At 71.4% G+C, this 24,312-nt stretch carries 27 protein-coding genes; 25 read left to right on the top strand and 2 right to left on the bottom strand.

Features of this window, described 5'->3' with window-relative positions:
* Positions 1-18: 18 nt before the first annotated feature.
* Positions 19-705 (bottom strand): hypothetical protein, encoded by a 687-nt coding sequence (locus AB3M81_RS10270; RefSeq protein ID WP_412903813.1) that lies wholly within the window; start codon positions 703-705, stop codon positions 19-21.
* A gap of 202 nt (positions 706-907) precedes the next feature.
* Between AB3M81_RS10270 and thrS the strand changes: the two genes are divergently transcribed.
* The 21 genes from thrS (at position 908) to AB3M81_RS10165 (ending at position 18,640) form a co-directional block, all read left to right on the top strand.
* Positions 908-2,878, top strand: coding sequence for a threonine--tRNA ligase (gene thrS, locus AB3M81_RS10265; RefSeq protein WP_412903812.1), 1,971 nt, complete (start codon positions 908-910; stop codon positions 2,876-2,878).
* Positions 2,878-3,381: an HIT family protein gene (locus tag AB3M81_RS10260; RefSeq protein WP_412903811.1), complete on the top strand. Its 504-nt coding sequence runs from the start codon at positions 2,878-2,880 to the stop codon at positions 3,379-3,381. The genes thrS and AB3M81_RS10260 overlap by 1 nt, the downstream gene beginning before the upstream one ends.
* Positions 3,381-3,986, top strand: a complete 606-nt coding sequence (gene pgsA / locus AB3M81_RS10255; RefSeq protein WP_412903810.1) for a phosphatidylinositol phosphate synthase — start codon at positions 3,381-3,383, stop codon at positions 3,984-3,986. Before AB3M81_RS10260 ends, pgsA begins: the two co-directional genes overlap by 1 nt.
* Positions 3,987-4,057: 71 nt before the next feature.
* Positions 4,058-4,969: a pyridoxal 5'-phosphate synthase lyase subunit PdxS gene (gene pdxS / locus AB3M81_RS10250; RefSeq protein ID WP_412903809.1), complete on the top strand. Its 912-nt coding sequence runs from the start codon at positions 4,058-4,060 to the stop codon at positions 4,967-4,969.
* Between the two features lie 227 nt (positions 4,970-5,196).
* Positions 5,197-5,718 carry an alternate-type signal peptide domain-containing protein gene (locus AB3M81_RS10245; RefSeq protein WP_412903808.1) on the top strand — a complete coding sequence of 174 codons (522 nt, stop codon included), beginning with the start codon at positions 5,197-5,199 and terminating at the stop codon, positions 5,716-5,718.
* 44 nt (positions 5,719-5,762) lie between these two features.
* Complete coding sequence (locus AB3M81_RS10240; protein WP_412903807.1) at positions 5,763-6,338, top strand: signal peptidase I; 576 nt, start codon at positions 5,763-5,765, stop codon at positions 6,336-6,338.
* On the top strand, positions 6,335-7,126 hold the full coding sequence (locus AB3M81_RS10235) for a hypothetical protein (RefSeq protein ID WP_412903806.1): 792 nt from the start codon (positions 6,335-6,337) through the stop codon (positions 7,124-7,126). Before AB3M81_RS10240 ends, AB3M81_RS10235 begins: the two co-directional genes overlap by 4 nt.
* Positions 7,119-7,763, top strand: coding sequence for a SipW-dependent-type signal peptide-containing protein (locus tag AB3M81_RS10230; RefSeq protein ID WP_412903805.1), 645 nt, complete (start codon positions 7,119-7,121; stop codon positions 7,761-7,763). Before AB3M81_RS10235 ends, AB3M81_RS10230 begins: the two co-directional genes overlap by 8 nt.
* A gap of 8 nt (positions 7,764-7,771) precedes the next feature.
* Complete coding sequence (locus AB3M81_RS10225; RefSeq protein ID WP_412903804.1) at positions 7,772-8,782, top strand: signal peptidase I; 1,011 nt, start codon at positions 7,772-7,774, stop codon at positions 8,780-8,782.
* A 57-nt stretch (positions 8,783-8,839) separates the two neighbouring features.
* Positions 8,840-9,520 carry a SipW-dependent-type signal peptide-containing protein gene (locus tag AB3M81_RS10220; protein ID WP_412903803.1) on the top strand — a complete coding sequence of 227 codons (681 nt, stop codon included), beginning with the start codon at positions 8,840-8,842 and terminating at the stop codon, positions 9,518-9,520.
* Positions 9,517-10,962, top strand: coding sequence for a signal peptidase I (locus AB3M81_RS10215; protein WP_412903802.1), 1,446 nt, complete (start codon positions 9,517-9,519; stop codon positions 10,960-10,962). Before AB3M81_RS10220 ends, AB3M81_RS10215 begins: the two co-directional genes overlap by 4 nt.
* 28 nt (positions 10,963-10,990) lie before the next feature.
* Complete coding sequence (gene pdxT, locus AB3M81_RS10210) at positions 10,991-11,584, top strand: pyridoxal 5'-phosphate synthase glutaminase subunit PdxT (protein ID WP_412903801.1); 594 nt, start codon at positions 10,991-10,993, stop codon at positions 11,582-11,584.
* A gap of 45 nt (positions 11,585-11,629) precedes the next feature.
* Positions 11,630-12,388, top strand: a complete 759-nt coding sequence (locus tag AB3M81_RS10205; RefSeq protein WP_412903800.1) for a YebC/PmpR family DNA-binding transcriptional regulator — start codon at positions 11,630-11,632, stop codon at positions 12,386-12,388.
* Positions 12,389-12,409: 21 nt separating this feature from the next.
* Entirely contained in the window at positions 12,410-12,802 is a 393-nt protein-coding gene (locus AB3M81_RS10200; protein ID WP_412903799.1) for a hypothetical protein, read from the top strand.
* Positions 12,803-12,859: 57 nt separating this feature from the next.
* On the top strand, positions 12,860-13,390 hold the full coding sequence (gene ruvC, locus AB3M81_RS10195) for a crossover junction endodeoxyribonuclease RuvC (RefSeq protein ID WP_412903798.1): 531 nt from the start codon (positions 12,860-12,862) through the stop codon (positions 13,388-13,390).
* On the top strand, positions 13,387-13,977 hold the full coding sequence (gene ruvA / locus AB3M81_RS10190) for a Holliday junction branch migration protein RuvA (protein ID WP_412903797.1): 591 nt from the start codon (positions 13,387-13,389) through the stop codon (positions 13,975-13,977). The genes ruvC and ruvA overlap by 4 nt, the downstream gene beginning before the upstream one ends.
* 2 nt (positions 13,978-13,979) lie before the next feature.
* A complete protein-coding gene (gene ruvB, locus AB3M81_RS10185; RefSeq protein WP_412903796.1) occupies positions 13,980-15,032 on the top strand; it encodes a Holliday junction branch migration DNA helicase RuvB in 1,053 nt (350 codons plus the stop codon).
* Positions 15,033-15,042: 10 nt separating this feature from the next.
* Entirely contained in the window at positions 15,043-15,330 is a 288-nt protein-coding gene (yajC, locus tag AB3M81_RS10180) for a preprotein translocase subunit YajC (RefSeq protein ID WP_412903795.1), read from the top strand.
* On the top strand, positions 15,327-15,857 hold the full coding sequence (locus AB3M81_RS10175; protein WP_412903794.1) for an adenine phosphoribosyltransferase: 531 nt from the start codon (positions 15,327-15,329) through the stop codon (positions 15,855-15,857). The genes yajC and AB3M81_RS10175 overlap by 4 nt, the downstream gene beginning before the upstream one ends.
* A gap of 129 nt (positions 15,858-15,986) precedes the next feature.
* Positions 15,987-18,179, top strand: coding sequence for a RelA/SpoT family protein (locus AB3M81_RS10170; RefSeq protein WP_412903793.1), 2,193 nt, complete (start codon positions 15,987-15,989; stop codon positions 18,177-18,179).
* A gap of 167 nt (positions 18,180-18,346) precedes the next feature.
* Positions 18,347-18,640 (top strand): GIY-YIG nuclease family protein, encoded by a 294-nt coding sequence (locus AB3M81_RS10165; RefSeq protein ID WP_412903792.1) that lies wholly within the window; start codon positions 18,347-18,349, stop codon positions 18,638-18,640.
* Positions 18,641-18,717: 77 nt separating this feature from the next.
* Here AB3M81_RS10165 and AB3M81_RS10160 read toward each other — a convergent pair whose 3' ends face one another.
* Positions 18,718-19,941 (bottom strand): DUF349 domain-containing protein, encoded by a 1,224-nt coding sequence (locus AB3M81_RS10160; protein ID WP_412903791.1) that lies wholly within the window; start codon positions 19,939-19,941, stop codon positions 18,718-18,720.
* 56 nt (positions 19,942-19,997) lie between these two features.
* Between AB3M81_RS10160 and AB3M81_RS10155 the strand changes: the two genes are divergently transcribed.
* The 4 genes from AB3M81_RS10155 to AB3M81_RS10140 are packed head-to-tail and all read left to right on the top strand — an operon-like array spanning position 19,998 to position 24,305.
* Positions 19,998-20,693 carry an MBL fold metallo-hydrolase gene (locus tag AB3M81_RS10155; RefSeq protein WP_412903790.1) on the top strand — a complete coding sequence of 232 codons (696 nt, stop codon included), beginning with the start codon at positions 19,998-20,000 and terminating at the stop codon, positions 20,691-20,693.
* Positions 20,690-22,012 carry a histidine--tRNA ligase gene (gene hisS, locus AB3M81_RS10150; protein WP_412903789.1) on the top strand — a complete coding sequence of 441 codons (1,323 nt, stop codon included), beginning with the start codon at positions 20,690-20,692 and terminating at the stop codon, positions 22,010-22,012. Before AB3M81_RS10155 ends, hisS begins: the two co-directional genes overlap by 4 nt.
* Complete coding sequence (gene aspS / locus AB3M81_RS10145; protein ID WP_412903788.1) at positions 22,009-23,769, top strand: aspartate--tRNA ligase; 1,761 nt, start codon at positions 22,009-22,011, stop codon at positions 23,767-23,769. The genes hisS and aspS overlap by 4 nt, the downstream gene beginning before the upstream one ends.
* On the top strand, positions 23,766-24,305 hold the full coding sequence (locus AB3M81_RS10140; protein ID WP_412903787.1) for a DinB family protein: 540 nt from the start codon (positions 23,766-23,768) through the stop codon (positions 24,303-24,305). The genes aspS and AB3M81_RS10140 overlap by 4 nt, the downstream gene beginning before the upstream one ends.
* The last annotated feature ends 7 nt before the right edge of the window (positions 24,306-24,312 follow it).

Here is a 24,312-nt window from a genome sequence, read left to right as displayed (position 1 = left end):
CCGGCCCGGACGGACGGATCAGACCGCGTCCTCGATGGCCTTGTCGATCGCGTGGCCGTCGATGTACAGCACGTCGACGGTCTTCCTCTTGTTCTGGCAGATCGTGTACGAGCCGATGTCCATGACGGCGTCCTCGCCGTACAGGTTGATCATCTCCTGGAAGGCGGCCGCGGCCTCGGGATCGATGTCGGCGATGACGTCACGCCACTCGCCCAGGGTCATCTCGCCGAGCATGTCGCTGGCCAGGAAGCCGGAGTTGTGGACGGTCCGGGCGACGGTGGCGACCGCGTCGCCGGCGCCGGCGGTCATGCTGACCTTGATGGCGGCGTAGTCGGCGCGCGTGGCGCAGCGACCCTGGCGGACGACGAGCTTCTGGCGCGCGACGGCGGTGCGCTTCTTGCCCTTGTGCTTGTAGGTGACCTTCGTGGTCAGGCGGTACGTGCCGGGGCGGAGCTTGACGGCCGTCTTGTTGCGGCGGACGACGCGCGAGCCCTGCTGGACGGTCATCGCCTTGCGGACGATCTTGACCTTCTTGGCCTTCTTGACGTTGGGCTTGACGACGGCGGCGCCGTCCCAGCCGATCCACTGGGTGGAGAGCTTCTTGATCGTGACCGGCTTGGTCGCCGCCTGGGCGGGCGTGGCGACGAGCGTGGAGCCGGAGGCGATCAGGACGGCGGCCAGGAGGCCGAGGAGGGTGCGACGCATGCGAGTTCTTTCGGAGAAGAGGGCAAAGCCTCCTGATCGTAGTCCGGCAGAGGCCCGCGCCGGGCCGGAACGACAGGATCAGCCGAGCGCGAGCGCCTCGTCGGAGTGCGCGGGGCAGGCGGGGCCGAGCGACGGACCTCGGTAGTGTGAGCCCAAGAGCGCTGCCCAGCCGTAGGGGTCGCCACGTCGCAGAGGGGTTCACATGAGTCTGACCGTCACCGTCGCCGGAGCGCAGCAGGAGGTCGAGCCCGGAACCCGGGCGTGGCAGCTGTTCGCGGACGACCCGCAGGTGATCGCCGCCCGTGTCGGCGGGACGCTGGTCGACCTGTCGCGCGAGCTCGTCGAGGGCGACGAGGTCGAGCCGGTCGAGATGACCTCGCCCGACGGCCTCGACATCCTGCGCCACTCGACGGCGCACGTCATGGCGCAGGCCGTCCAGGAGATCTTCCCCGACGCCAAGCTCGGCATCGGCCCGCCGATCACCGACGGCTTCTACTACGACTTCGACGTCGAGACGCCCTTCACCCCCGAGGACCTCGACAGGATCGAGTCGCGGATGAGGAAGATCGTCAAGGAGGGCCAGAAGTTCTCCCGCCGCGAGATCAGCGACGACGAGGCCCGCGCCGAGCTGGCCGACGAGCCGTACAAGCTCGAGCTGATCGGCCTCAAGTCCACCGCCGGGGACGCCGCCGAGGGCGCGAGCGTCGAGGTAGGCGAGGGCGGCCTGAGCATCTACGACAACCTCAAGCGCGACGGCTCGCTGGCGTGGAAGGACCTGTGCCGCGGGCCGCACCTGCCCACCACCAAGCGGATCCCCGCGTTCAAGCTCATGCGCTCCGCCGCCGCCTACTGGCGCGGCGACGAGAAGAACAAGCAGCTGCAGCGCATCTACGGCACCGCCTGGGCGACCAAGGAGGACCTCGAGGCGCACCTGCACCGCATCGAGGAGGCCCAGCGCCGCGACCACCGCCGCCTGGGCACCGAGCTGGACCTCTACAGCTTCCCCGACGAGATCGGCTCCGGCCTGCCCGTCTTCCACCCCAAGGGCGGCGTCATCAAGCGCGAGATGGAGGACTACGTCCGACGCCGGCACATCGAGGAGGGCTTCGAGTACGTCGGCACGCCGCACATCGCCAAGGAGGGCCTGTTCCACACGTCGGGCCACCTGCCGTACTACGGCGAGGGCATGTTCCCCGCACTCGAGGTCGACGGCGGCGACTACCGCCTCAAGGCGATGAACTGCCCGATGCACAACCTGATCTTCCGGTCGCGCCAGCGCTCGTACCGCGAGCTGCCGCTGCGCCTGTTCGAGTTCGGGCACGTGTACCGCAACGAGAAGTCCGGCGTCATCCACGGCCTCACCCGCGTGCGCGGGTTCGCCCAGGACGACTCGCACTCCTACGTCACGCCCGAGCAGGCGCCCGCCGAGGTCGCGCACCTGCTGAACTTCATGCTGAGCCTGCTCGACGACTTCGGCATGGACGACTACTACCTCGAGCTGTCCACGCGCGACGCCTCGAAGGACAAGTTCATCGGCTCGGACGAGGACTGGGAGACCGCGACCAAGGTCCTCGAGGAGGTCGCCACCGCGACCGGCCTCGAGCTCGTGCCCGACCCGGGCGGCGCGGCCTACTACGGTCCGAAGATCTCGGTGCAGGCGCGCGACGCGATCGGCCGCACGTGGCAGATGGGCACGGTCCAGTACGACTTCAACCAGCCGTCGCCGGACCGGTTCAACCTCGAGTACGTCGCCGCCGACGGCACGCGCCAGCAGCCCGTCATGATCCACTCGGCGAAGTTCGGCTCGATCGAGCGGTTCATGGGCGTCCTGGTGGAGCACTACGCCGGCGCCTTCCCTCCGTGGCTCGCCCCGGTGCAGGCCGTCGGGATCCCGGTGGCCGAGCGCCACGTGGAGTACCTCGAGCGGCTCGCCGTCCGGCTGCGCGCCGAGGGCATCCGCTTCGAGGTGGACGACTCCGACGAGCGCATGCAGAAGAAGATCCGCAACGCGCAGACCCAGAAGGTGCCGTTCATGGTGCTCGTGGGCGACAAGGACGTCGAGGCCAACGCGGTGTCGTTCCGCTACCGCAACGGCGAGCAGGAGAACGGCGTGTCCCTCGACGACGCGATCGACAAGATCGTGACGGCGGTGCGCGACCGGGTGCAGGTCTGATGACCGATCCCGACGGCCTCGAGCGCCTCTGGGCGCCGTACCGCATGGCCTACGTGCGCGAGGCGGGCACCAGCGAGGGCTGCCCGTTCTGCGCCATGGTGCGCGGCGAGCGTGGGGACGAGCTGCTCGTCGTGCGCGCGGACCACTGCTTCGTGGCGATGAACCTGTTCCCGTACAACCCGGGGCACCTCATGGTGCTGCCGCACCGGCACGTCTCGGACCTGACCGAGCTGACGCCGGGGGAGTCCGCCGAGCTCACGGCGCTGACGCAGCAGGCCATCCGCGCCACGCGCGAGATCAGCACGCCGCACGGCTTCAACGTCGGGCTCAACCTGGGCTCGGCGGCGGGCGGCTCGATCTCGGCGCACCTGCACCAGCACGTGGTGCCGCGCTGGGGCGGCGACGCGAACTTCATGACGGTGGTGGGGCGCACCAAGACCCTGCCGCAGACGATCGAGGAGTCGGCCCACCTGCTGCGGTCGGTCTGGGAGAAGGTGGCCTGATGCTGGAGCGGTTCCGCGCGTTCTGGAACAGGCTGTTCTCGCCCGTCGCCGACGGCCTGATCAAGATGGGCGTCTCGCCCGACATGGTGACGTGGGTCGGCACGATCGGCGTGTCGTTCGGTGCGCTGTTCTTCTTCCCGCAGGGGATCTTCTTCTGGGGGACGCTGTTCATCACGGCGTTCGTGTTCAGCGACATCGTCGACGGCACGATGGCCCGCAAGCTGGGCCGCTCGTCGCGGTACGGCGCGTTCCTGGACTCGACGCTCGACCGGGTCGGCGACGCGGCCGTCTTCGGCGGCCTCGCGCTCTGGTACGCGTGGGAGGGCGACTCGCCGACCTACCTGTGCCTCTCGCTGGCCTGCCTCGTGCTGGGCAGCCTGACGTCGTACGCCCGCGCCCGCGCCGAGTCGCTCGGCATGGAGGCCAAGGGCGGCATCGCCGAGCGCTCGGACCGGCTCGTGTCGATCCTGGTCATGACCGGCCTGTCGGGGCTGTTCGACCTGCCGATCCTGCGCGAGGCGACGCTGTGGCTCCTGGCGTTCGCCAGCCTGGTGACCGTCGCCCAGCGCATGGCGATGGTGAAGCGCCAGGCCGAGGCGGCCTGAGCCGAGGCCGCGCCCGTCTCGTGCGCATGGACAGTGACGGGACGGGTGACGGCGCCTCGTAGACTTGCGGGGTGAGCACCGAGAACACCACCACCGAGCCGGGAACGACCGGCAGCGCACGCGTCAAGCGCGGCATGGCCGAGATGCTGAAGGGCGGCGTCATCATGGACGTCGTCAACGCGGAACAGGCCAAGATCGCCGAGGACGCCGGCGCCGTCGCCGTCATGGCGCTCGAGCGGGTCCCCGCCGACATCCGCGCCCAGGGCGGCGTCGCGCGCATGAGCGACCCCGACCTGATCGACGGCATCATCGAGGCCGTCTCGATCCCCGTCATGGCCAAGGCCCGCATCGGCCACTTCGTCGAGGCGCAGGTCCTGCAGAGCCTGGGCGTCGACTACGTCGACGAGTCCGAGGTGCTGACCCCGTCGGACTACGAGAACCACATCGACAAGTGGGCGTTCACCGTCCCGTTCGTGTGCGGTGCCACCAACCTGGGCGAGGCGCTGCGCCGCATCACCGAGGGCGCGGCCATGATCCGCTCCAAGGGCGAGGCCGGCACGGGCGACGTCTCCAACGCCACGGGCCACATGCGCAAGATCCGCGCCGAGATCCGCCGCCTCCAGTCGCTGCCCGAGGACGAGCTGTACGTCGCGGCGAAGGAGCTGCAGGCGCCGTACGAGCTCGTCGCCGAGGTCGCCCGCGCCGGCAAGCTTCCCGTCGTGCTGTTCACCGCCGGCGGCATCGCGACCCCCGCGGACGCCGCGATGATGATGCAGCTGGGCGCCGAGGGCGTCTTCGTCGGCTCGGGCATCTTCAAGTCCGGCAACCCGGCCGAGCGCGCCGCCGCGATCGTCAAGGCCACGACGTTCTTCGACGACCCCGACGTCATCGCCAAGGTCTCGCGCGGCCTTGGCGAGGCCATGGTCGGCATCAACGTCGACGAGATCCCCGAGCCGCACCGGCTCGAGACTCGCGGCTGGTGAGTCACTAACACACCTCAGCGCCAGGGCGCCTCCGGTTTCGACCGGAGGCGCCCTTTCGTGTCATGGGCATGGTTCCAAAGAACTAGGACTTCAGTCACGGATCGGTCGTGACGTGCGTCATGAATTCAAGATTCCTTCGCGATTTGGCATCACAGGTCGCTCAATCCGTCGTTATATGGATGTAGCAACTGATCGATGGTCGATCGGGAATCACGAAGGAGCAGAACATGAACAAGTCCACCAAGGGCGCCATCGCCGCCAGCGCCGCCGCCGCCCTCCTCCTCGGTGGTGCCGGCTCGCTCGCGTACTGGAACGCGGAGGGCGACATCGCCGGTGGCAGCATCACGTCCGGCGAGCTGAAGCTGACCGCGAAGGACAGCGGCACCTGGAAGCTGAACGGCACGGACGTGACCTCGTCCATCTCGAGCGTCAAGGTCGTCCCCGGCGACACGCTGGTCTACACCGGCTCGTACACGATCGGCGCGTCCGGCAACAACCTCAAGGGCAGCCTCGGCGTCACGGGCGGCACCGGCACGGCGTTCTCGGGCTCGACGCTGACGTCGACGTTCAAGCTCGACGGCACCACCGTCACCGGCGCCACGCCGATCACCTCGGCCCAGAACGGCAAGGACGTCGCCGCCGAGATCAAGCTCGACTTCCCCTTCGGCAGCACCGCCGACAACACGTCGCAGAACAAGACGGTCAACCTCTCGGCCGTCAAGGTCACCCTGACGCAGACCGCGCAGTGACCCGCTGAGGACCCATCGACCATCGAACAGAGAGGCTCACGAGGATGACGGCGATCGCCCCCGCTGACCGCACGCGCCGCCCGGCGCTGCGGTGGGTGGGCCAGGCCCTGGCCTGGGCCGTCATCCTCGTGGCCGTCTTCGTCATCGCGGTCGCGGTCCTCATCCCCCGGATCGGCGGGGCGACGCCCTACACGATCCTCACCGGCTCGATGCAGCCCAAGTACGCCCCGGGCACGCTCGTCGTGGTCAAGCCCGTCGACGCGAGTGCGATCGGCGTCGGCACGGTCATCACGTACCAGCTCCGCTCGGGTGAGCCGACCGTCGTCACCCACCGGGTGGTCGGTGTCAGCTACGCCGCGAACGGCGAGCCCGAGTTCATCACGCAGGGCGACGCGAACGACGCCGCCGACCTCGAGCCCGTCAAGCCCGTCCAGGTGCGCGGCGCCCTCTGGTACGCCGTGCCCAAGCTCGGTTGGGCGAGCACCGCCGTCGACCAGGACCAGCGCAACGCGGCCGTGTACGCCGTCGCCGGCGGACTCGGCCTGTACGCCGTGAGCATGTTCGCCGGCAGCCTGCGCGACCTCGCGCGTCGCCGCGTCCGGACGGCGGGTGACGCATGACCAAGGTCCTCGTCGCCGCCGTGCGCGCCCTCGCCGTCCTCGTGCTGCTCGCCGCCGTCCCCGCCCCGGCCCTCGCGGCCGATCCCACGACCCCGGGCAGCAACCTCGGCCTCAGCCTCCACGAGGAGGGGCCCTGGACGACGTCGCTCGGGTCGCCGCTGTTCGATCCCGACGCGCGGTGGGTCCCCGGGGACAGCGTGACGGCGGGCTTCTGGGCGATGAACCGCTCGAGCGACTCCACCGAGTTCCGCATCACCCTGCTGCCGCAGGTGCAGTCCCTGCTGTCCTCGAAGGACTTCGAGGTCCGGGTCCGCGCCGGCGAGGGCGACACGTGGCAGCCGGTCCGCTCGGCGTGGACCGCTCCGCGGCCGCTCGCGGCGGGCGAGAGGATGAACATCCAGATCCGCGCGACCCTGCACGACACGGCCGCCAACGCCACGCAGCGGCTCGCGTTCGCGTTCGACCTGCGCACCCGCCTGACCTACCAGGGGCCGGTCGTCCCGCCGAGCCCGCGGCCGACGCCCACGCCGACCGCCGCGCCCGCCGACCCCGGAGCCGGCGACGGCGACGGCGCGAGCGACCCGCAGGACCCCGCCACGGACGATGCCGCCGCGATCGCGATCGAGGACACCGACGTGGCCGGCACGCGCGACGGCTGGCTGCCGGGCACGGGCGCCGACCAGCCCGCGTGGCTCGTCCCGCTGGGCGCCGGCGCCCTGATCACCGGTCTGTGGATGGCGCTCGTCGCCCGCCGCCGACCCGAGGAAGGAAAGACCTCCGATGAGTGAGCCCACCCTGTTCTCGCGCCTCGTCGCGTCCGTGAAGTCGACGCGGACGCGTGCGGTGCTGAGCCTGGGCATCGTGCTCGGCCTGACCAGCGTCAGCACGCTGGCGTTCTGGACCGACTCGTCCACGATGGCGAGCGGCACGATCCAGACCGCGCGCCTCGACCTCAAGCTCGACGGCCAGGACAGCCAGCCCGCGTCCGGCAAGCTCGCCATCTCGGCGATGGTGCCGGGCGAGAGCGTCGCGGCGACCGTCGCGGTCCAGCGCGCCGCCAACACGATCGCCTTCACCTACTCGGCGTCGGCCGCGGTCGCGTCGGGCAACGAGCTGACCGAGGCGCTGCGCTTCAAGGTCTTCGCCGGCACCGCCGCCGCGCAGGCCGTGAACGCCAACGGCATCCGCACGCAGGCGTGCACCGGCACGCAGGTCTTCGGCGGCGCGGACGGCGCCAAGCTGACCACCGCCGCCACGAGCCTGTTCACCGGCCGCACGGCCCTGGCCACGCCGCTGGCGCTGCAGTCCACCGACCTGACGGACAACCTGTGCGTCCAGGCGATCCTGCCCGGCGCGACGGACAACGGCGCCCAGGGCAGGACGGCCTCGGTGAACTTCACGTTCAACGCCACGCAGCTGAGCTGAGGCACGCCATGAGGAGCCGGATCCGCGAGACCGTCCTGTGGACGGGGGCCGTGCTGGGCCTGCTGTCGATCGTGTGGACCGTGGTCATGTTCGCGTTCGGGCTGACGCCGCTGGTGTTCACGACCGGCTCGATGTCACCCGAGATCAAGGCGGGCGACCTCGCGTTCTCGCGCAAAGTCGACGCGTCCGAGGTCGAGGTCGGGGACGTCGTCAGCGTGCTGAACGCGAAGGGCGTCCGGATCACGCACCGTGTGGTGCGGACCGACCCGACGGCCGACGGCGCCGTGCTGACCCTGAAGGGCGACGCCAACAGCGAGCCCGACACCGAGCCGTACGACGTGACCTCCGTCGAGCGCGTCAGCTTCGACGTGCCGAAGGCCGGCTACGTCGTCCAGGCCGTGAGCTCGTCCGTGGGCATGTTCGTCGGCGGCCTGCTGGCCGCGGCGGCGCTGTTCATCGCCTTCGGCCAGCGCGGTGGCGGGGACGATCGCGGGTCCGGTCCGGGCGAGTCCGGCGGCCGCGTGCTGGCGGCCGGCGTCGGCATCGCGGCGGTCGCGCTCGCGGGCGGGGTCACGGCGGTGCAGCCGACCTCGGCGGCCTTCTCGGACTCGGCCGTGCTGGGCGACGCCATCGGGTCGGCCTCGGTCCTGCCGCCGGCCAGCGTCTCGTGCCAGAACGTCGGCACGAGCGGCGGCTCGGTGAACCTGTCGTGGGCGCACCGCGACCCGCGCTACGACTACGTCGTGACCCTCGTGCAGGACAGCTCGGGCGCGGTCGAGCCCAGCCGGGGCGGGACCGTCACGGGCACGGGCGCCGCCGGCGCGATCCAGACGCTCGGCGTCGCGCGCAACTTCACCGACTGGACGTTCTTCGGCGCGGGGGCGGTCCAGTACACCGCGCGGGTGTCGAGCCGGCTCAAGGGCACGCCCACGTGGACGTCGACGACGGCCACCGTGAAGCTCTACGAGACGCGCGGCCTGTTCGAGTTCTCGTACCGCGTGTACTGCGGCGTCGCCTGATCCCACGCCGGCGCTCCCCGAGCGCGCCCGGGGCGCCGCCGATCTACCATCTGCGGTATGGCCTTCTCGGGGGAGCGCCACTCGCCGGTGAGGCGGGTGTGGCAGATGGTGCGGACCGTTCCCGGCCGCCTCCTGCTGTCGCTGGGCCTCGTCCTGGGCTTCGGTGCGATCGGGACGGTGGCGTACTGGTCCGACTCCGCCTCGCTGAGCACCGGCACGATCACCTCGGGCAGCCTCGACCTGCAGATCGGCGGTCTCGACCCCGAGACCGGCCGGGTCGCGTGGCAGGCGGTCGGCGCGAGCGAGCTGTGGGGTTACTCCGTCAAGGAGCTCGACAACGTCGCGCCCGGTGAGTCGGTCGCGATGGACCTCTTCCTGCGCAACGCGGGATCGGCGCCGCTGACGTTCACGGCGACGGGCATGTCCACCACGATGCTGATGAACCCGCACCTGACCGCCTCGACCGTGCTGGGCGGCGAGGCGCGGAACACCGGGACGCGCGAGGCCGTCGACCGGGCCGGCAGCTGCACCGCCGGGACGCCGTGGTGGACCGGCCACGTCCTGTCGACGACCCCGGTCCCCGTCACCCCCGGCGACGCTCCCGTCTCGCTCGGGCCGGGCGCCCAGATCCGCGTGTGCATGCTCGCCGGGCTGGCGGCAGGCGCCCCCGGGTCCGCGCAGGGCACCGAGACCGAGATCCGCGTCGTGTTCCGGGCCAAGCAGGCGGGTGCCCCGTGAGCGCGCCTGCCCTGCGGCGTCGCCTCGCAGCCGCCGGCGACGTCGCCCTGTGGGTCACGGCGGCGCTCGGGACCGTGTCGCTGCTGCTCGCGCTGGCCACGGTCGTGGCGGGCGTGCAGCCGCTCATCTTCCGCTCCGGCTCGATGGGACCGGAGATCCCCGCCGGGTCCCTGGGCCTCGCGCGGACCGTCGACGCGACCGCCGTGTCCGTCGGCGACGTCGTGTCGGTCACCGACGCGAACGGCGTGCGGGTCACCCACCGTGTCGTGGAGGCCGAGCCGGCGGGCGGCGGCTCGGTGAGCCTGACCCTCAAGGGCGACACGAACCGCGAGCCGGACGCGCGCCCCTACGTCGCCGAGGAGGTCGACCGCGTCTTCCTCGACGTGCCGTGGCTGGGCCACCTCGCAAGCTGGATGGCGAGCCCGTGGGCCATGTTCCTCAGCGGCATCGTCGTGGCGCTCGTGCTCGCGAGCCTGTGGCGGCGTGGCGGCGGCAGCGGCAGCGGCCCCTCCACCGCCGGCCGGGCCGCGGCGGCGGTCGCCGTACTCGGCCTGGCGGCGGCGAGCGTGCGACCGGTGCCCACCACGGAGGCCTACTTCACGGACCAGGCCACGTTCGAGGCCGGGACGATCCAGGCCCACCAGGTGCGCATCTTCGACTGGGGGAGCCCGGTCTGCACCGACAACGCGGACAGGTCGATCACGCTGCGCACGCTCGTCGCGTCGCCGCGCTACCACCAGGTCTGGTTCGTGGCGCGATCCGGCGCCGCGACACCGTCCACGCCCTTCCTGAGGGTGACGCCCACCGGTGCGGTCGACTCCGTCGTGGAGACCCGCGTGACCCGGGCGATGCTCGGGATCGGTGCGGGCGACACCGGCCTGTACCGGCTCGCCGGGCGCTCCGAGCTCAAGGGCGCGGCCACCACGCCGTGGCTGTCCTCCGCGACGCGCGCGGCGGACATCACCGTCACGGACTCCAGCACCGTGCGGTGCGGCAACGTGAACCTCGCCCCGACGATCGCGTTCACGTCCCCGCAGGACGGGATCACGTACCTGTCGACCGAGCTCGTGGACGGCATCGTCGCCGCGCAGTGCGGCCTGCGCCGCGCCCCGTGCGGCACGGCGACGGACGCGGACGGCATCCGCACGGTCGAGTACCGGCTCCAGCGCGTCAACTGGCTCGGCACGCAGTGCTGGAACCCCGACGCACTGTTCGGTCCGGGCTTCTACCTGTCCAGCTGCGGCTCGTTCCGTCCCGCCACCACGTCGCCCGCCTCGCCGAACACGAGCACCCAGCCCGTCACGTGGCACGTCCCGCTCGGCAGCGGGGGACCGGGCACGACCTTCAGCCAGTCGGGCGAGTACACGCTGTACCTGCGCGTCACGGACAACTCGCCGGACCGCATCGTCAGCGAGCGCGTCATCCGGTTCACCGTGCGGTGACGCCGGGGGCGCCGACTACACTCCCGGGGTGACTTCCATCGGCGTCTTCGCGCTCCAGGGCGACGTGCGCGAGCACCTGCAGGCCCTCACCCGGCTCGGCGTCGACGCGTTCGGCGTCCGTCGCCCCGAGGAGCTCGACCGGTGCGACGGCCTGATCCTGCCCGGCGGCGAGTCCACCACGATGTACAAGCTGGCGCGCACGTTCGACCTGCTCGAGCCGCTGCGCAAGCGCGTCCACGAGGGCATGCCCACGTTCGGCACGTGCGCCGGGATGATCATGCTCGCCGACCGGATCCGGGACGGCATCGAGGGCCAGGAGACGGTCGGCGGCCTCGACATCACGGTGCGCCGCAACGCCTTCGGCCGGCAGGTCGACTCCTTCGAGACCGAGCTGGACTTCGCCGGCCTCGAGGACTCGGTGCACGCCGTCTTCATCCGCGCGCCGTGGGTCGAGGAGGCCGGTGACGACGTCGAGGTCCTCGCGCGCGTCCACGGTGGGGAGGCCGACGGTAGAATCGTCGCGGTCCGGCAGCGCAACATCATGGCGACGTCGTTCCACCCGGAGGTGTCCGGAGACGACCGCCTCCATCGCAGGTTCGTCGAGATCACCGCCCAGTCGTGACCCACCGGTCGTGACGGGGCGCCGTCAGGGAAGAGGGAGAACGCCATGTCAGGCCACTCCAAGTGGGCGACCACCAAGCACAAGAAGGCCGCGATCGACGCCAAGCGCGGCAAGCTGTTCGCCAAGCTGATCAAGAACATCGAGGTCGCCGCGCGCACGGGCGGTGCCGACCCCGACGGCAACCCGACGCTCTACGACGCGATCCAGAAGGCCAAGAAGCAGTCCGTCCCGAACGACAACATCGACCGCGCCGTCAAGCGCGGCGGTGGTGCCGAGGGCGGCGGCGCCGACTACACGACGATCATGTACGAGGGCTACGGTCCCAGCGGCGTGGCGTTCCTGATCGAGTGCCTCACGGACAACAAGAACCGCGCCGCCATGGAGGTCCGCACCGCCATGACGCGCAACGGCGGCACGATGGCCGACCCGGGCTCGGTGGCCTACATGTTCGGCCGCCGCGGCGTCATCATCGTCCCGGCCGAGCAGGAGAGCGGCCGCACGAACGAGGACGACATCCTCTTGGCCGTCCTCGACGCCGGCGCCGACGAGGTCAACGACCTCGGCGACAGCTTCGAGGTGCTGTGCGAGCCCGGCGACCTGGTCGCCGTGCGCACCGCGCTGCAGGAGGCCGGACTCGACTACGACTCGGCCGACGCCTCGTTCGTGCCCAGCGTGAACGTCGAGGTCGACGCCGAGGGCGCGGCCAAGGTGGTCCGGCTCATCGACGCCCTCGAGGACTGCGACGACGTGCAGAACGTCTACGCGAACTTCGACGCGCCCGACGAGGTCATGGCCGAGCTCTGAGCCGCGGGCCATGATGTGGCCATGCAGCGTCGTGTCCTGACCCCCGACGGCGTGGGGTGGACGGTCTCGGTCCGGCGTCCGGTGGTGCGCGACCTCGGCGGCGACCTGGTGGTGGGCGAGTCCGACGACAGCACGGGCTTCGGCCCCCTGCTGGTCGTGGCCGGCCTCGTGCTGCTCGTGCTCCTGGCGCCGGTGCTGGTCAAGACCGACCGTGCGTGGGCGCTCACGCTCGTGCCCGTGCTGCTGGGCGTGAGCTGGATCCTGCTCGCGCGGTACCCGGTCGAGCTGTGTCGTGACGGCTCCGCCGCGCCGACGTATCGCACGCTCGTCGCCGGGCGCTCGCGCGCGAGGCGCGTCGCGGGGGAGCTGGCCGACGAGATCGCCCGCACCCCGGACGCGAAGCTGACCGGCTGAGCCGGGCACGGCGTGGCGGCCGCGGGACCGTCCGTCCGGGCGTCTAAGGTGTCGAACATGCGTTCTGTTCGCGTGCTCGGCGTCGACCCCGGGCTGACCCGCTGCGGCGTCGGCGTGGTCGAGGGATCCGTCGGCCGCCCGCTGTCGCTCGTGGACGTCGGCGTGGTGCGCACGCCCTCCGATCTCGACCTCGCGCGACGGCTGCTGCGGCTCGAGCGCGCCCTGGACGACCTCGTCGTGCGGCTGCGTCCCGACGTCGTCGCGGTCGAGCGCGTGTTCAGCCAGCACAACGTCCGCACCGTCATGGGGACCGCGCAGGCCAGCGGGATCGCGATGCTCGTCGCCGCGCGCCACGGCATCGAGGTCCACCTGCACACGCCGTCCGAGGTGAAGGCCGCCGTCACCGGCAGCGGCCGGGCCGACAAGGAGCAGGTGGCCGCCATGGTCACCCGCGTCCTGCGGCTCGAGGCGCCGCCCAAGCCGGCCGACGCGGCCGACGCGCTCGCGCTGGCGATCTGCCACGTGTGGCGCGGGGGAGCGCGCAACCGGCTCGCCGAGGCCGTCGCCGCGGCCGGGGGCCGCGCATGATCGCCCACCTGCGCGGCACGGTCGCCGCGCTCTCGCTCAACTCGGCCGTCCTCGACCTCGGCGGCGTCGGCTATCACGTGATGTGCACGCCCTCCACGATCGCCGGCCTGCGCCTGCACCAGGAGGCCACGCTGTGGACCTCGATGGTGGTGCGCGAGGACTCGATGACGCTGTACGGCTTCGCCGACGCCGAGGAGCGCGACATGTTCGAGCTCGTCCAGACCGCCAGCGGCGTGGGACCCAAGGTCGCCCAGGCGATGCTCGCGGTGCTCCCGCCCGAGCGGCTGCGCGTCGCGATCGCCTCGTCCGACCACGCCACGCTGACCAAGGTCCCGGGCATCGGCCGCAAGGGCGCCGAGCGGATCGTCGTCGAGCTCAAGGACCGCGTCGGCGCCGCCGCGACGGCCTCGGCCGCGCCGGCCGCCGCCGGGTGGCGCGACCAGGTCCACGAGGCGCTCGTCGGGCTGGGCTGGTCGGCCAAGGACGCCGACGCCGCGATCGACCGGGTCGCCGACGGCGTGGGCGACCAGCCGGACATCTCGGCCGTCCTGCGCGACGCCCTGCGATCGATGGACCGGGGGCGCTGACCATGGAGGACTTCGACGACTTCGAGTCGATCGTCGCCGAGGCGGCCCAGCCGCACGAGAGCGCGTTCGAGCAGGCGCTGCGCCCGCGCACGCTCGACGAGCTGATCGGCCAGGAGCGCGTGCGCGAGCAGCTGTCCCTCGTGCTCGACGCGGCCGTCGCGCGCGAGCGCACCCCCGACCACGTGCTGCTCTCGGGCCCGCCCGGCCTGGGCAAGACGACGATCGCGATGATCATCGCCCACCAGCTCTCGGCGCCCCTGCGGCTCACCAGCGGCCCCGCGATCCAGCACGCCGGCGACCTCGCGGCGATCCTCTCGGGCGTCAACGAGGGCGACGTGCTGTTCATCGACGAGATCCACCGCATGTCACGGCCCGCCGAGGAGCTGCTGTACATGGCGATGGAGGACTTCCGCGTCGACGTCGTCGTCGGCAAGGGCCCCGGCGCCACCGCGATCCCGCTCGAGATCCCGCCGTTCACGGTCGTGGGCGCCACGACGCGGGCCGGGCTCCTGCCGGGCCCGCTGCGCGACCGCTTCGGCTTCACCGCCCAGCTCGACTACTACGAGCCCGCCGATCTCGACCGCATCGTGCGCCGCTCGGCGGACCTGCTGAACCTGCGGATCAGCCCCGAGGCGTCCGCCGAGATCGGCTCGCGTTCACGCGGCACCCCGCGCATCGCGAACCGGCTGCTGCGGCGCGTCCGCGACTACGCCGAGGTGCGCGCCGACGGCTCGGTCGACCATGACGTCGCGCGGGCGGCGCTGGACCTGTACGAGGTCGACGACCTCGGCCTCGACCGCCTCGACCGGGCCGTCCTCGAGGTGCTGTGCCGCAACTTCGGCGGGGGACCGGTGGGCGTCGCCACGCTCGCCGTCGCCGTCTCCGAGGAGCGCGAGACGGTCGAGGAGCTGGCCGAGCCGTTCCTCGTCCGGCTGGGCTTCCTGGCCCGGACGCCGCGCGGCCGGATCGCCACCGCGGCGGCCTGGCGCCACCTCGGCCTCGTGCCGCCCGCGGGCGCCGACGCCGCGCAGCTGCCGCTGGACGACGCCGACTAGACTTCCTCCGGTGACGTTCATCGACATCGGGTTCCTGGCCGTCATGGCCCTGGTCCTCTACCTGTTCATCCTGCGACCGACCCGCGAGCGTCAGAAGCAGTTCGCCGCGCTCCGCGCGATGCAGGAGTCCCTGCGGCCCGGCACGCGTGTCATGACCAGCAGCGGCATCCACGGCACCGTCCACCACGTCGACGAGGAGACCGTCGGCCTCGAGGTCGCGCCCGGCGTCGTCATCGAGGTGGCCCGCGCCGCCATCGCCGAGGCCGAGGGCACCGGCACGGAGGACCCGCAGGCATGAGCGACTTCACCGAGGTCGCCGGGCGGCTCGTCCGCGCGATCGAGGACTGGCCCGAGCCGGGCGTCACGTTCCGCGACATCACGCCGCTGCTCGCCGACCCCGACGGCCTCGCCGCCACCGTGACCGCGCTCGTCGACGCGGCGCGCGCGTTCGCCCCGCTCGACGTCGTCGCCGGCATCGAGGCCCGCGGCTTCCTGCTGGCGCCGCTCGTCGCGGAGGCGCTCGGCATCGGCCTCGTGCCGGTCCGCAAGGCCGGCAAGCTGCCCGCCGCCACGATCGGCGAGCAGTACTCGCTCGAGTACGGCGAGGCCACGATCGAGATCCACGCCGACGCCGTCCGGCCGGGCGCGCGCGTCCTGCTGCTCGACGACGTCCTGGCCACCGGTGGCACGCTGCGCGCCGCCGCCCGCCTGTTCGAGCGCGCCGGCGCCGAGGTGGCCGGGTCGCTCGTGCTGATCGAGCTGCCCGCGCTGGGCGGCCGCGCCGTCCTCGGCGACGTCCCGCTGACCGCCCTCCTGGAGTACTGATGAGCCAGCGCACCGTCCGCATCGTCGCGATCGTGGCCATCGCCGCGCTCGTCCTGGGCACCGTCGCCTCGGTGATCACCACCCTCGGCTGAGCTGCCTTCCGTAGGATGGGACGAAGGAGGGGAACGCGTGGCTGAGCGAACCGAGAACCCGGTGTCGAAGACGGCCGAGCCCAAGACCCAGGACTCGGCGCGTGCCTCCGCGCGCGTGCGCAGCCGTCTCGCTCGCATCGGCGGCAAGACCGCCGCGGGCAACCCGGTGCTCGACCCGCTGCTGAAGATCTACCGCGACACCCATCCCAAGGGCGACATCGCGTCGATCCAGAAGGCCTACCAGGTCGCCGCGGCGATGCACGAGGGCCAGAAGCGCAAGAGCGGCGACCCGTACATCACCCACCCGCTGGCCGTCGCCACGATCCTCGCCGAGCTCGGCATGACCGCGCCCACGCTGTGCGCGGCGCTGCTGCACGACACCGTCGAGGACACCCCGTACACGATCGAGCAGCTGCGCAAGGACTTCGGTGACGAGGTCGTCCACCTCGTCGACGGTGTCACCAAGCTCGACAAGGTCAAGTACGGCGACTCCGCGCAGTCCGAGACCATCGAGATCTTCGCGCCCCTGGCCCACCGCCTGGGCATGAACACGATCAAGTGGGAGCTGGAGGACCTGGCGTTCGCCACGCTGCACCCCAAGGTCTACGACGAGATCGTCCGCCTCGTCGCCGAGCGGGCCCCGTCGCGCGAGGCCTTCCTCGAGCGCGTCATCCGCGACGTCAACTCCGACCTCGGCCACGCGAAGATCAAGGCCAAGGTCACGGGCCGGCCGAAGCACTACTTCTCGATCTACCAGAAGATGCTCGTGCGCGGCCGCGAGTTCTCCGACATCTTCGACCTCGTCGGCGTGCGCATCCTCGTCGACGACGTCGCCGACTGCTACGCCGTGCTGGGCGTCCTGCACGCGCGCTGGAACCCGATCCCGGGACGCTTCAAGGACTACATCAGCGTCCCGAAGTTCAACATGTACCAGTCGCTGCACACCACCGTGATCGGCCCGCAGGGCAAGCCGGTGGAGCTGCAGATCCGCACCTTCGCGATGCACCGCCGCGCCGAGTTCGGCGTCGCCGCGCACTGGAAGTACAAGGAGGAGTCGCTGTCCGCCGTGGGCGGCAAGGCCTCCAAGGCCGGCCCCGGCGGCAATGAGATGGTGTGGCTGCGCGAGCTCGTCGACTGGCAGTCCGAGACCGAGGACTCGACCGACTTCCTGGACTCGCTGCGCTTCGAGATGCAGAACGCGGGCGTCTACGCGTACACCCCGCGCGGCGACCTCGTGCAGCTGCCGGCCGAGGCGACCCCGGTCGACTTCGCCTACGCCGTCCACACCGAGGTCGGCCACACGTGCGTCGGCGCGCGCGTCAACGGACGCCTGGTCTCACTGGAGTCCAAGCTCGAGTCCGGCGACGTCGTCGAGATCTTCACGTCGAAGTCGCCGACGGCCGGTCCCAGCCGCGACTGGCTGGACTTCGTCAAGAGCCCCCGCGCGCGCAACAAGATCCGCCAGTGGTTCACGAAGGAGCGCCGCGAGGAGGCCATCGACCACGGCAAGGACCTCATCGCCAAGCAGATGCGCAAGGAGGGCCTGCCGATGCATCGCCTGTTCCGGCAGGCGAACCTCGACACGGTGGCGAAGGACCTCGGCCACCCCGACATCGCGTCGCTGTACGCGGCGGTCGGCGAGAACAACGTCGGTGCGCAGAACGTCGTCGAGCGGGTCATCGACCTCGCCGGCGGCCGCGAGGGCGCGGAGGAGGAGCTCGCCGAGGCGACGCTGCTGCCGCCGTCTCGCGCCCGCCGCAGCCAGTCCGGCAGCCGCAACGACGCGGGCGTCGAGGTCGTGGGCGTCTCCGGCGACGTCATGGTCAAGCTCGCACGCTGCTGCACGCCGGTGCCGGGGGACCGGATCAAGGGCTTCGTCACGCGCGGCTCGGGCATCTCGGTGCACCGCGCCGACTGCGCGAACTTCGCCGAGCTGGCCGACCTGACCGAGCGCATCGTCGACGTCCGCTGGATCGCGGACGCGAAGACGACGTTCCTCGTGGCGATGCAGGTCGAGGCGCTCGACCGCCCGCACCTGCTGTCCGACATCACGAAGGTCATCTCGGACCAGCACGTCAACATCCTGTCGGCCACGCTCAGCACGGGGCGCGACCGGGTCGCCAAGAGCCGCTTCACCTTCGAGATGGGCGACGCCAAGCACCTCGGCGCCGTCCTCAAGGCCGTCGGCAACGTCCAGGGCGTCTTCGACGCCTACCGCGTCACGCAGTAGGCGAAGACCGTGAAGTGATCTCGATACGCCGCTCGCTGCGCTCGCGAGCTACTCGATCACCGGAGCCGGTGATCGAGTAGCCGGGGCGAGCGCAGCGAGCTCCCGGCGTATCGAGATCACCTGTGGACGGGCGGCCTCGGCTGCCGGATCTCGAGCACGCTGGGCCGATGGCCCACGTCTACATCCTCACGTGCGCCGACGGCTCCTACTACGTCGGCAGCACCCGGAACCTCGCCGCTCGGCTCCACCAGCACCGCACGGGGAACGGATCCGAGTACACGAAACACCGGCTTCCCGTCGAGCTCGCCTGGTCGTACGAGTTCGAGCGGGTCACGGACGCCTTCGCCGCGGAGAAGCGGATCCAGGGCTGGTCGAGGGCGAAGCGCGAGGCGTTGATGCGTGGCGAGTACGAGCTCCTGCCGGACCTCGCGAAGAAGAGGACACGGAGCAGGAACTGGTGATCTCGATACGCCGCTCGCTGCGCTCGCGAGCTACTCGATCAGCGGGAGCCCCGCCGATCGAGTGCTTCGGCGAGCGATCAGCTGAAGTCGGAGGCGGTACGGCGGGCGATCTCGAGGAAGGCCTGGCGGGACTCGAGGTTCTCGCGGAGCTTGGCGACCTTCTTCGTGTCGCTGGCGGCCTCGGCCTTGGCGATGTCGGCCTCGATCGCGGAGATGGCGTCCTCGAGCTTGGTGATCATGTCGTCGGCGCGCGCGGACTTCTCGGGGTCGGTGCGCTTCCACTCCTGCTCGCCGGCCTCGCGGATGGCGCGCTCGACGGCGCGGATGCGGCCCTCGAGCTCCTTGATCTGGTCGCGCGGCACCTTGCCGGCGGCCTCCCAGCGGTCGGCGATGTCGTGCCATGCCTTGCGGGTGGCCTCGAGGTCCTTGACCGGGACGAGCGCCTCCGCCTCCTCGAGGATCTGGCGCTTGACCTCGGCGTTCTGCGCGTACTCGGTGTCCTGCGCGGCGTTGGCGGCCTCGCGGGCGGAGAAGAACACGTCCTGCGCGGCGCGGAACCGCTTCCAGAGCTTGTCCTCGACGTTGCGCGGCGCGGAGCCGGCGGCCTTCCACTGCTGCATGAGGTCGCGGTAGGCGGCGGACGTCGCACCCCAGTCGGTGGATCCCGAGAGCGCCTCGGCCTCGACGATCAGGCGCTCCTTGATCTTCTGGGCTTGGTCGCGCTTGACGCTCTGCTCGCCGAAGTGGGCCTTGCGCTTCTTCGTGTACGCGGTGCGCGCGGTCGAGAAGCGGTGCCACAGCTCGTCGTCGGCGGACTTGCTGAGCCGGGGGAGGGCCTTCCACTCGTCGAGCAGCGCCCGCAGCTTGTCGGCGCCGTTGCGCCAGTCCTGGCCCGCGGCGATCTTCTCGGCCGCCTCGACGATGCGCGTCTTGGCCGCGGTCGCCTCGGCCGTACGCTGCTCGCGCTCGACCTTGCGCTGAGCCCGCAGCTCGGCCAGGCGCGGCTCGAGGGCGTCGAGGCGCGACGAGAGCGACGCGAGGTCGCCGATCGCCTGCGCGTCCACGAGCTGCTCGCGCACGGTGGCGATCGCCTTCGTCGCGTCGTCGGGCGACACGGTGCCGGCGGCGACCCGCTTCTCCAGCAGGTCGACCTCGGTCTCGAGGTTCTCGAACCGTCGGGTGTAGAACGCGATCGCCTCGTCGGCGTCGCCTCCGGTCACCCATTGCCCGATCAACCGTTCGCCGTCGCCCTCTTTGACGTAGACGTTGCCGTCCGCGTCGACGCGGCCCCAATCACTCATGCCGGTCAGTCTAGGAGGTTCGCGGCACGTCGTCGTCCTCGCGTACCCTGACGGACGTGCTTCTCACCGCCTTCCCCGCCGGACCGCTGCAGGCGAACTGCTATTTCGTCGCTTCCGGACCCGGCTCGCCGTGCGCGATCGTCGACCCGGGCATGCAGTCGCTGGAGGGCGTGCGCGCCGTGGTGGCCGAGCACGACCTGACCCCCGCGGCCGTCCTGGTGACGCACGGGCACTTCGACCACATGTGGGACGCGGCCAAGGTCGCCGACGAGTTCGGCGCGCCGCTGTGGATCCACCCGGCCGACCGCCACCTGCTGAACGACCCGATGGCCGCGATCTCCAACGAGTCCGCCGCGATGCTGCGCCAGCAGCTCGGCGACATCGACGAGTCGCAGTTCTCCGAGCCGGCCGACGTGCGCGACGCCGTCGACGGCGCCGTCATCGAGGTGGGCGACCTGCGCCTGACCGTGGACCACTGTCCGGGTCACACGCCCGGCACCGTGGCCTACCGCCTCGACTACACCGGCCCCGAGCCGGTCTCGCAGATCATGTTCTCGGGCGACTTCCTGTTCTTCGGCTCGATCGGCCGCACCGACCTCGTCGGCGGCGACCACGCCGAGATGCTGCGCAGCCTGCAGTCCAAGGTGCTCACGCTGCCCGACGACGTCGTGGTGCTGCCCGGCCACGGCCAGCAGTCCTCGATCGGCCGCGAGAAGCAGACCAACCCGTTCCTCGCGGAGCTGATGGCATGAGCCGGCTGTCGGGCTTCCCCGAGTTCCTGCCGGCCGAGCGCAGCGTCGAGCTGGCGGTGCTGGACCACCTGCGCCGCGTCTTCGAGCTGCACGGCTTCGCCAACATCGAGACGCGCGCCGTCGAGCCGCTCGAGACGCTGCTGCGCAAGGGCGAGATCGACAAGGAGGTGTACGAGGTCCGTCGCCTGCACGCCGACGAGTCCGACGCCTCCGAGCTGGCGCTGCACTTCGACCTGACGGTGCCGTTCGCGCGCTACGTCGTCGAGAACGCCGGCCACCTGCAGTTCCCGTTCCGCCGCTACCAGATCCAGAAGGTCTGGCGCGGCGAGCGCCCGCAGGCGGGCCGGTTCCGTGAGTTCACCCAGGCCGACATCGACATCGTCGGCGACGGCTCGCTGGCGTTCCACTTCGACGTCGAGGTCGCCCGCGTCATGGCCGAGGCGCTCGCGGGCCTGCCCATCCCGGGCCTGTCGCTCACGCTGCAGGTCAGCAACCGCAAGGTCCTCGAGGGCTTCTACCTGGGCCTGGGCGTCGCCGAGCCCACGGCCGTCATGCAGGTCATCGACAAGCTCGACAAGCTGCCGGCCGAGAAGATCGCCGCGCTGCTGACCGAGCAGGGCCTGACCGACCAGCAGGCCGCCGCGTGCCTCGCGCTCGCCGAGATCGTCACCACCGACACGTCGTTCGTGCAGCGCGTGCGCGACCTGGGCGTGGAGCACCCGATGCTCGATGAGGGCCTGACCGAGCTCGAGGCCGTCGTCGCGGGCTGCGCGGGCATCGAGGGCGTCACGGTGACGGCCGACCTGCGCATCGCGCGCGGCCTGGACTACTACACGGGCACGGTCTTCGAGACGCGCGTCGCCGAGCACCCGTCGCTCGGCTCGATCTGCTCCGGCGGCCGCTACGACCAGCTCGCCTCCGACGGCAAGCGCACGTATCCCGGCGTCGGCCTGTCGATCGGCGTCTCGCGCCTGCTGTCGACCCTGACCACCAGCGGGATCACCGCCACGCGCGCCGTCCCGTCGGCCGTCCTCGTCGCGGTGAACCACGAGGACTCGCGGGCCGAGAGCGACGCGATCGCCCAGCGCCTGCGCGTCCGCGGCATCGCGTGCGAGGTCGCCCCCAACGCCCAGAAGTTCGGCAAGCAGATCCGCTTCGCCGAGCGCCGCGGGATCCCCTTCGTCTGGTTCGTCACCGACGACGGCCCGCAGGTGAAGGACATCCGCACCGGTGACCAGCAGTCGGCCGACCCCGACGCGTGGACGCCCCCCGAGACCGACCTGCGACCGCAGGTGACCCAGAAGGAGACGACAGCGTGATCCGCACCCATGACGCCGGAACCCTGACGACCGCGAACATCGGCGAGACCGTCACTCTCGCCGGCTGGGTCGCGCGTCGTCGCGACCACGGCGGCGTCGCCTTCATCGATCTGCGCGAGGCCAGCGGCGTCGCCCAGGTCGTCGTCCGCGAGGACGTCGCGCACCAGCTGCGCAACGAGTACTGCCTCAAGGTCACCGGCACCGTCCAGAAGCGTCCCGAGGGCAACGAGAACGCCGCGATCGCCACGGGCGAGATCGAGGTCATCGCCGACGAGGTCGAGATCCTGTCCACGTCGGACCCGCTGCCGTTCCCCATCGACGAGCACGTGGAGGTCGGCGAGGAGGCGCGCCTGAAGCACCGCTACCTCGACCTGCGCCGCCCGGCGCCGGCGTACGCGATGCGCCTGCGCTCCAAGGTCAACGCGGCCGCCCGCGCCGTGCTCGAGCGCCACGACTTCGTCGAGGTCGAGACGCCCACGCTGACTCGCTCCACGCCCGAGGGCGCCCGCGACTTCCTCGTGCCGGCGCGCCTGCGCCCGGGCAGCTGGTACGCGCTGCCGCAGAGCCCGCAGCTGTTCAAGCAGCTGCTCATGGTCGGCGGCCTCGAGCGGTACTACCAGATCGCGCGCTGCTACCGCGACGAGGACTTCCGCGCCGACCGCCAGCCCGAGTTCACCCAGCTCGACATCGAGATGAGCTTCGTCGAGGCCGACGACGTCATGGCGCTGGCCGAGGAGATCTACGTCGCGCTGTGGAAGCTGATCGACGTCGACCTGCCCACGCCGTTCCCGCGCATCACGTACGCGGACGCGATGAGCAAGTACGGCTCGGACAAGCCCGACCTGCGCTTCGACCTCGAGCTGGTCGAGCTGACCGACTACTTCAAGGACACGCCGTTCCGCGTGTTCCAGGCCCCCTACGTCGGTGCGGTCGTGCACCCCGGCGGCGCCTCGCAGGCCCGCCGCACCCTCGACGGCTGGCAGGAGTGGGCCAAGCAGCGCGGCGCGAAGGGCCTGGCCTACGTGCTGGTCCAGGAGGACGGCTCGCTCACCGGGCCGGTCGCCAAGAACCTGTCCGAGTCCGAGCGCGAGGGCCTCGTCGCGGCCGTCGGCGCCGAGCCGGGCGACGCCGTGTACTTCTCGGCCGGCCCGGTCAAGAGCTCGCGCCAGCTGCTCGGTGCCGCGCGCATCGAGATCGCGAAGCGCGAGAACCTCATCGACGAGTCGGCGTGGGCCTTCGCCTTCGTCGTCGACTGGCCGATGTTCGAGCCCGTGAGCGAGCTCGACTCAGGCGACGTCGCGGTCGGTGGCGGCGAGTGGACCGCGGTGCACCACGCGTTCACGGCGCCGCAGGACCCGGCCACGCTGGCCACGCCGGGCGAGTCCCTGGCGCAGGCCTACGACATCGTCTGCAACGGCAACGAGGTCGGTGGCGGCTCCATCCGCATCCACCGCGAGGACGTGCAGAAGCGTGTCTTCGAGATCATGGGCATCGGCAACGAGGAGGCGCAGGAGAAGTTCGGCTTCCTGCTCGACGCCTTCAAGTACGGCGCCCCGCCGCACGGCGGCATCGCGTTCGGCTGGGACCGCACGGTCGCGCTGCTCGCCGGCGCCGACTCGATCCGCGAGGTCATCGCGTTCCCGAAGTCCGGCGGAGGCTACGACCCGCTGACGGCCGCGCCCGCGCCGATCACGCCCGAGCAGCGCGCCGAGGCCGGCGTCGACGCCGAGCCCGACGAGGACGACGACGAGTCGTGAGCGGCTCCTGGCTGCCTCCGGAGGAGGACCCGCGCCCGCACGGCGACCCGGTGGGTGAGAAGGCCACGTACCTGGAGTACCTGGGCTTCCACCGCCAGACGCTGCAGCTCAAGTGCGAGGGCCTCACTCCGGAGCAGCTGGCGCGGCGCAGCGTGCCGCCCAGCACGCTGTCGCTGCTCGGTCTGGTGCGCCACCTGGCGTTCGTCGAGCACCACTGGTTCGTGCGCGTCGCCCAGGGCTCGGACGAGCCGGCGCTCTTCCTCAAGGCCGAGGACCGCGACGCCGACTTCACCGGCGCGGTCGGCACGCAGGAGTGCGTGGACGAGGCGTTCGCCGCGCTGCGCACGCAGGTCGCCCGGGCCGAGGAGTGGCTCGACGGCGTCGACGAGGCCGACCTCGACCGCGAGCTGCCGCACCCGCACGGCGGCACGATCTCGATCCGCGAGCTCGTGGTGCACATGATCGAGGAGTACGCGCGGCACAACGGCCACGCCGACCTGCTGCGCGAGTGCATCGACGGACGCACGGGGGAGTGACCCCACG

Origin of the sequence: Aeromicrobium jepli (assembly GCF_047246605.1) — a bacterium.
Lineage (GTDB): Bacteria > Actinomycetota > Actinomycetes > Propionibacteriales > Nocardioidaceae > Aeromicrobium.
The sequence above is the reverse complement of the archived record's forward strand: the minus strand, read 5'-3'. Positions and strand labels throughout refer to the sequence as shown.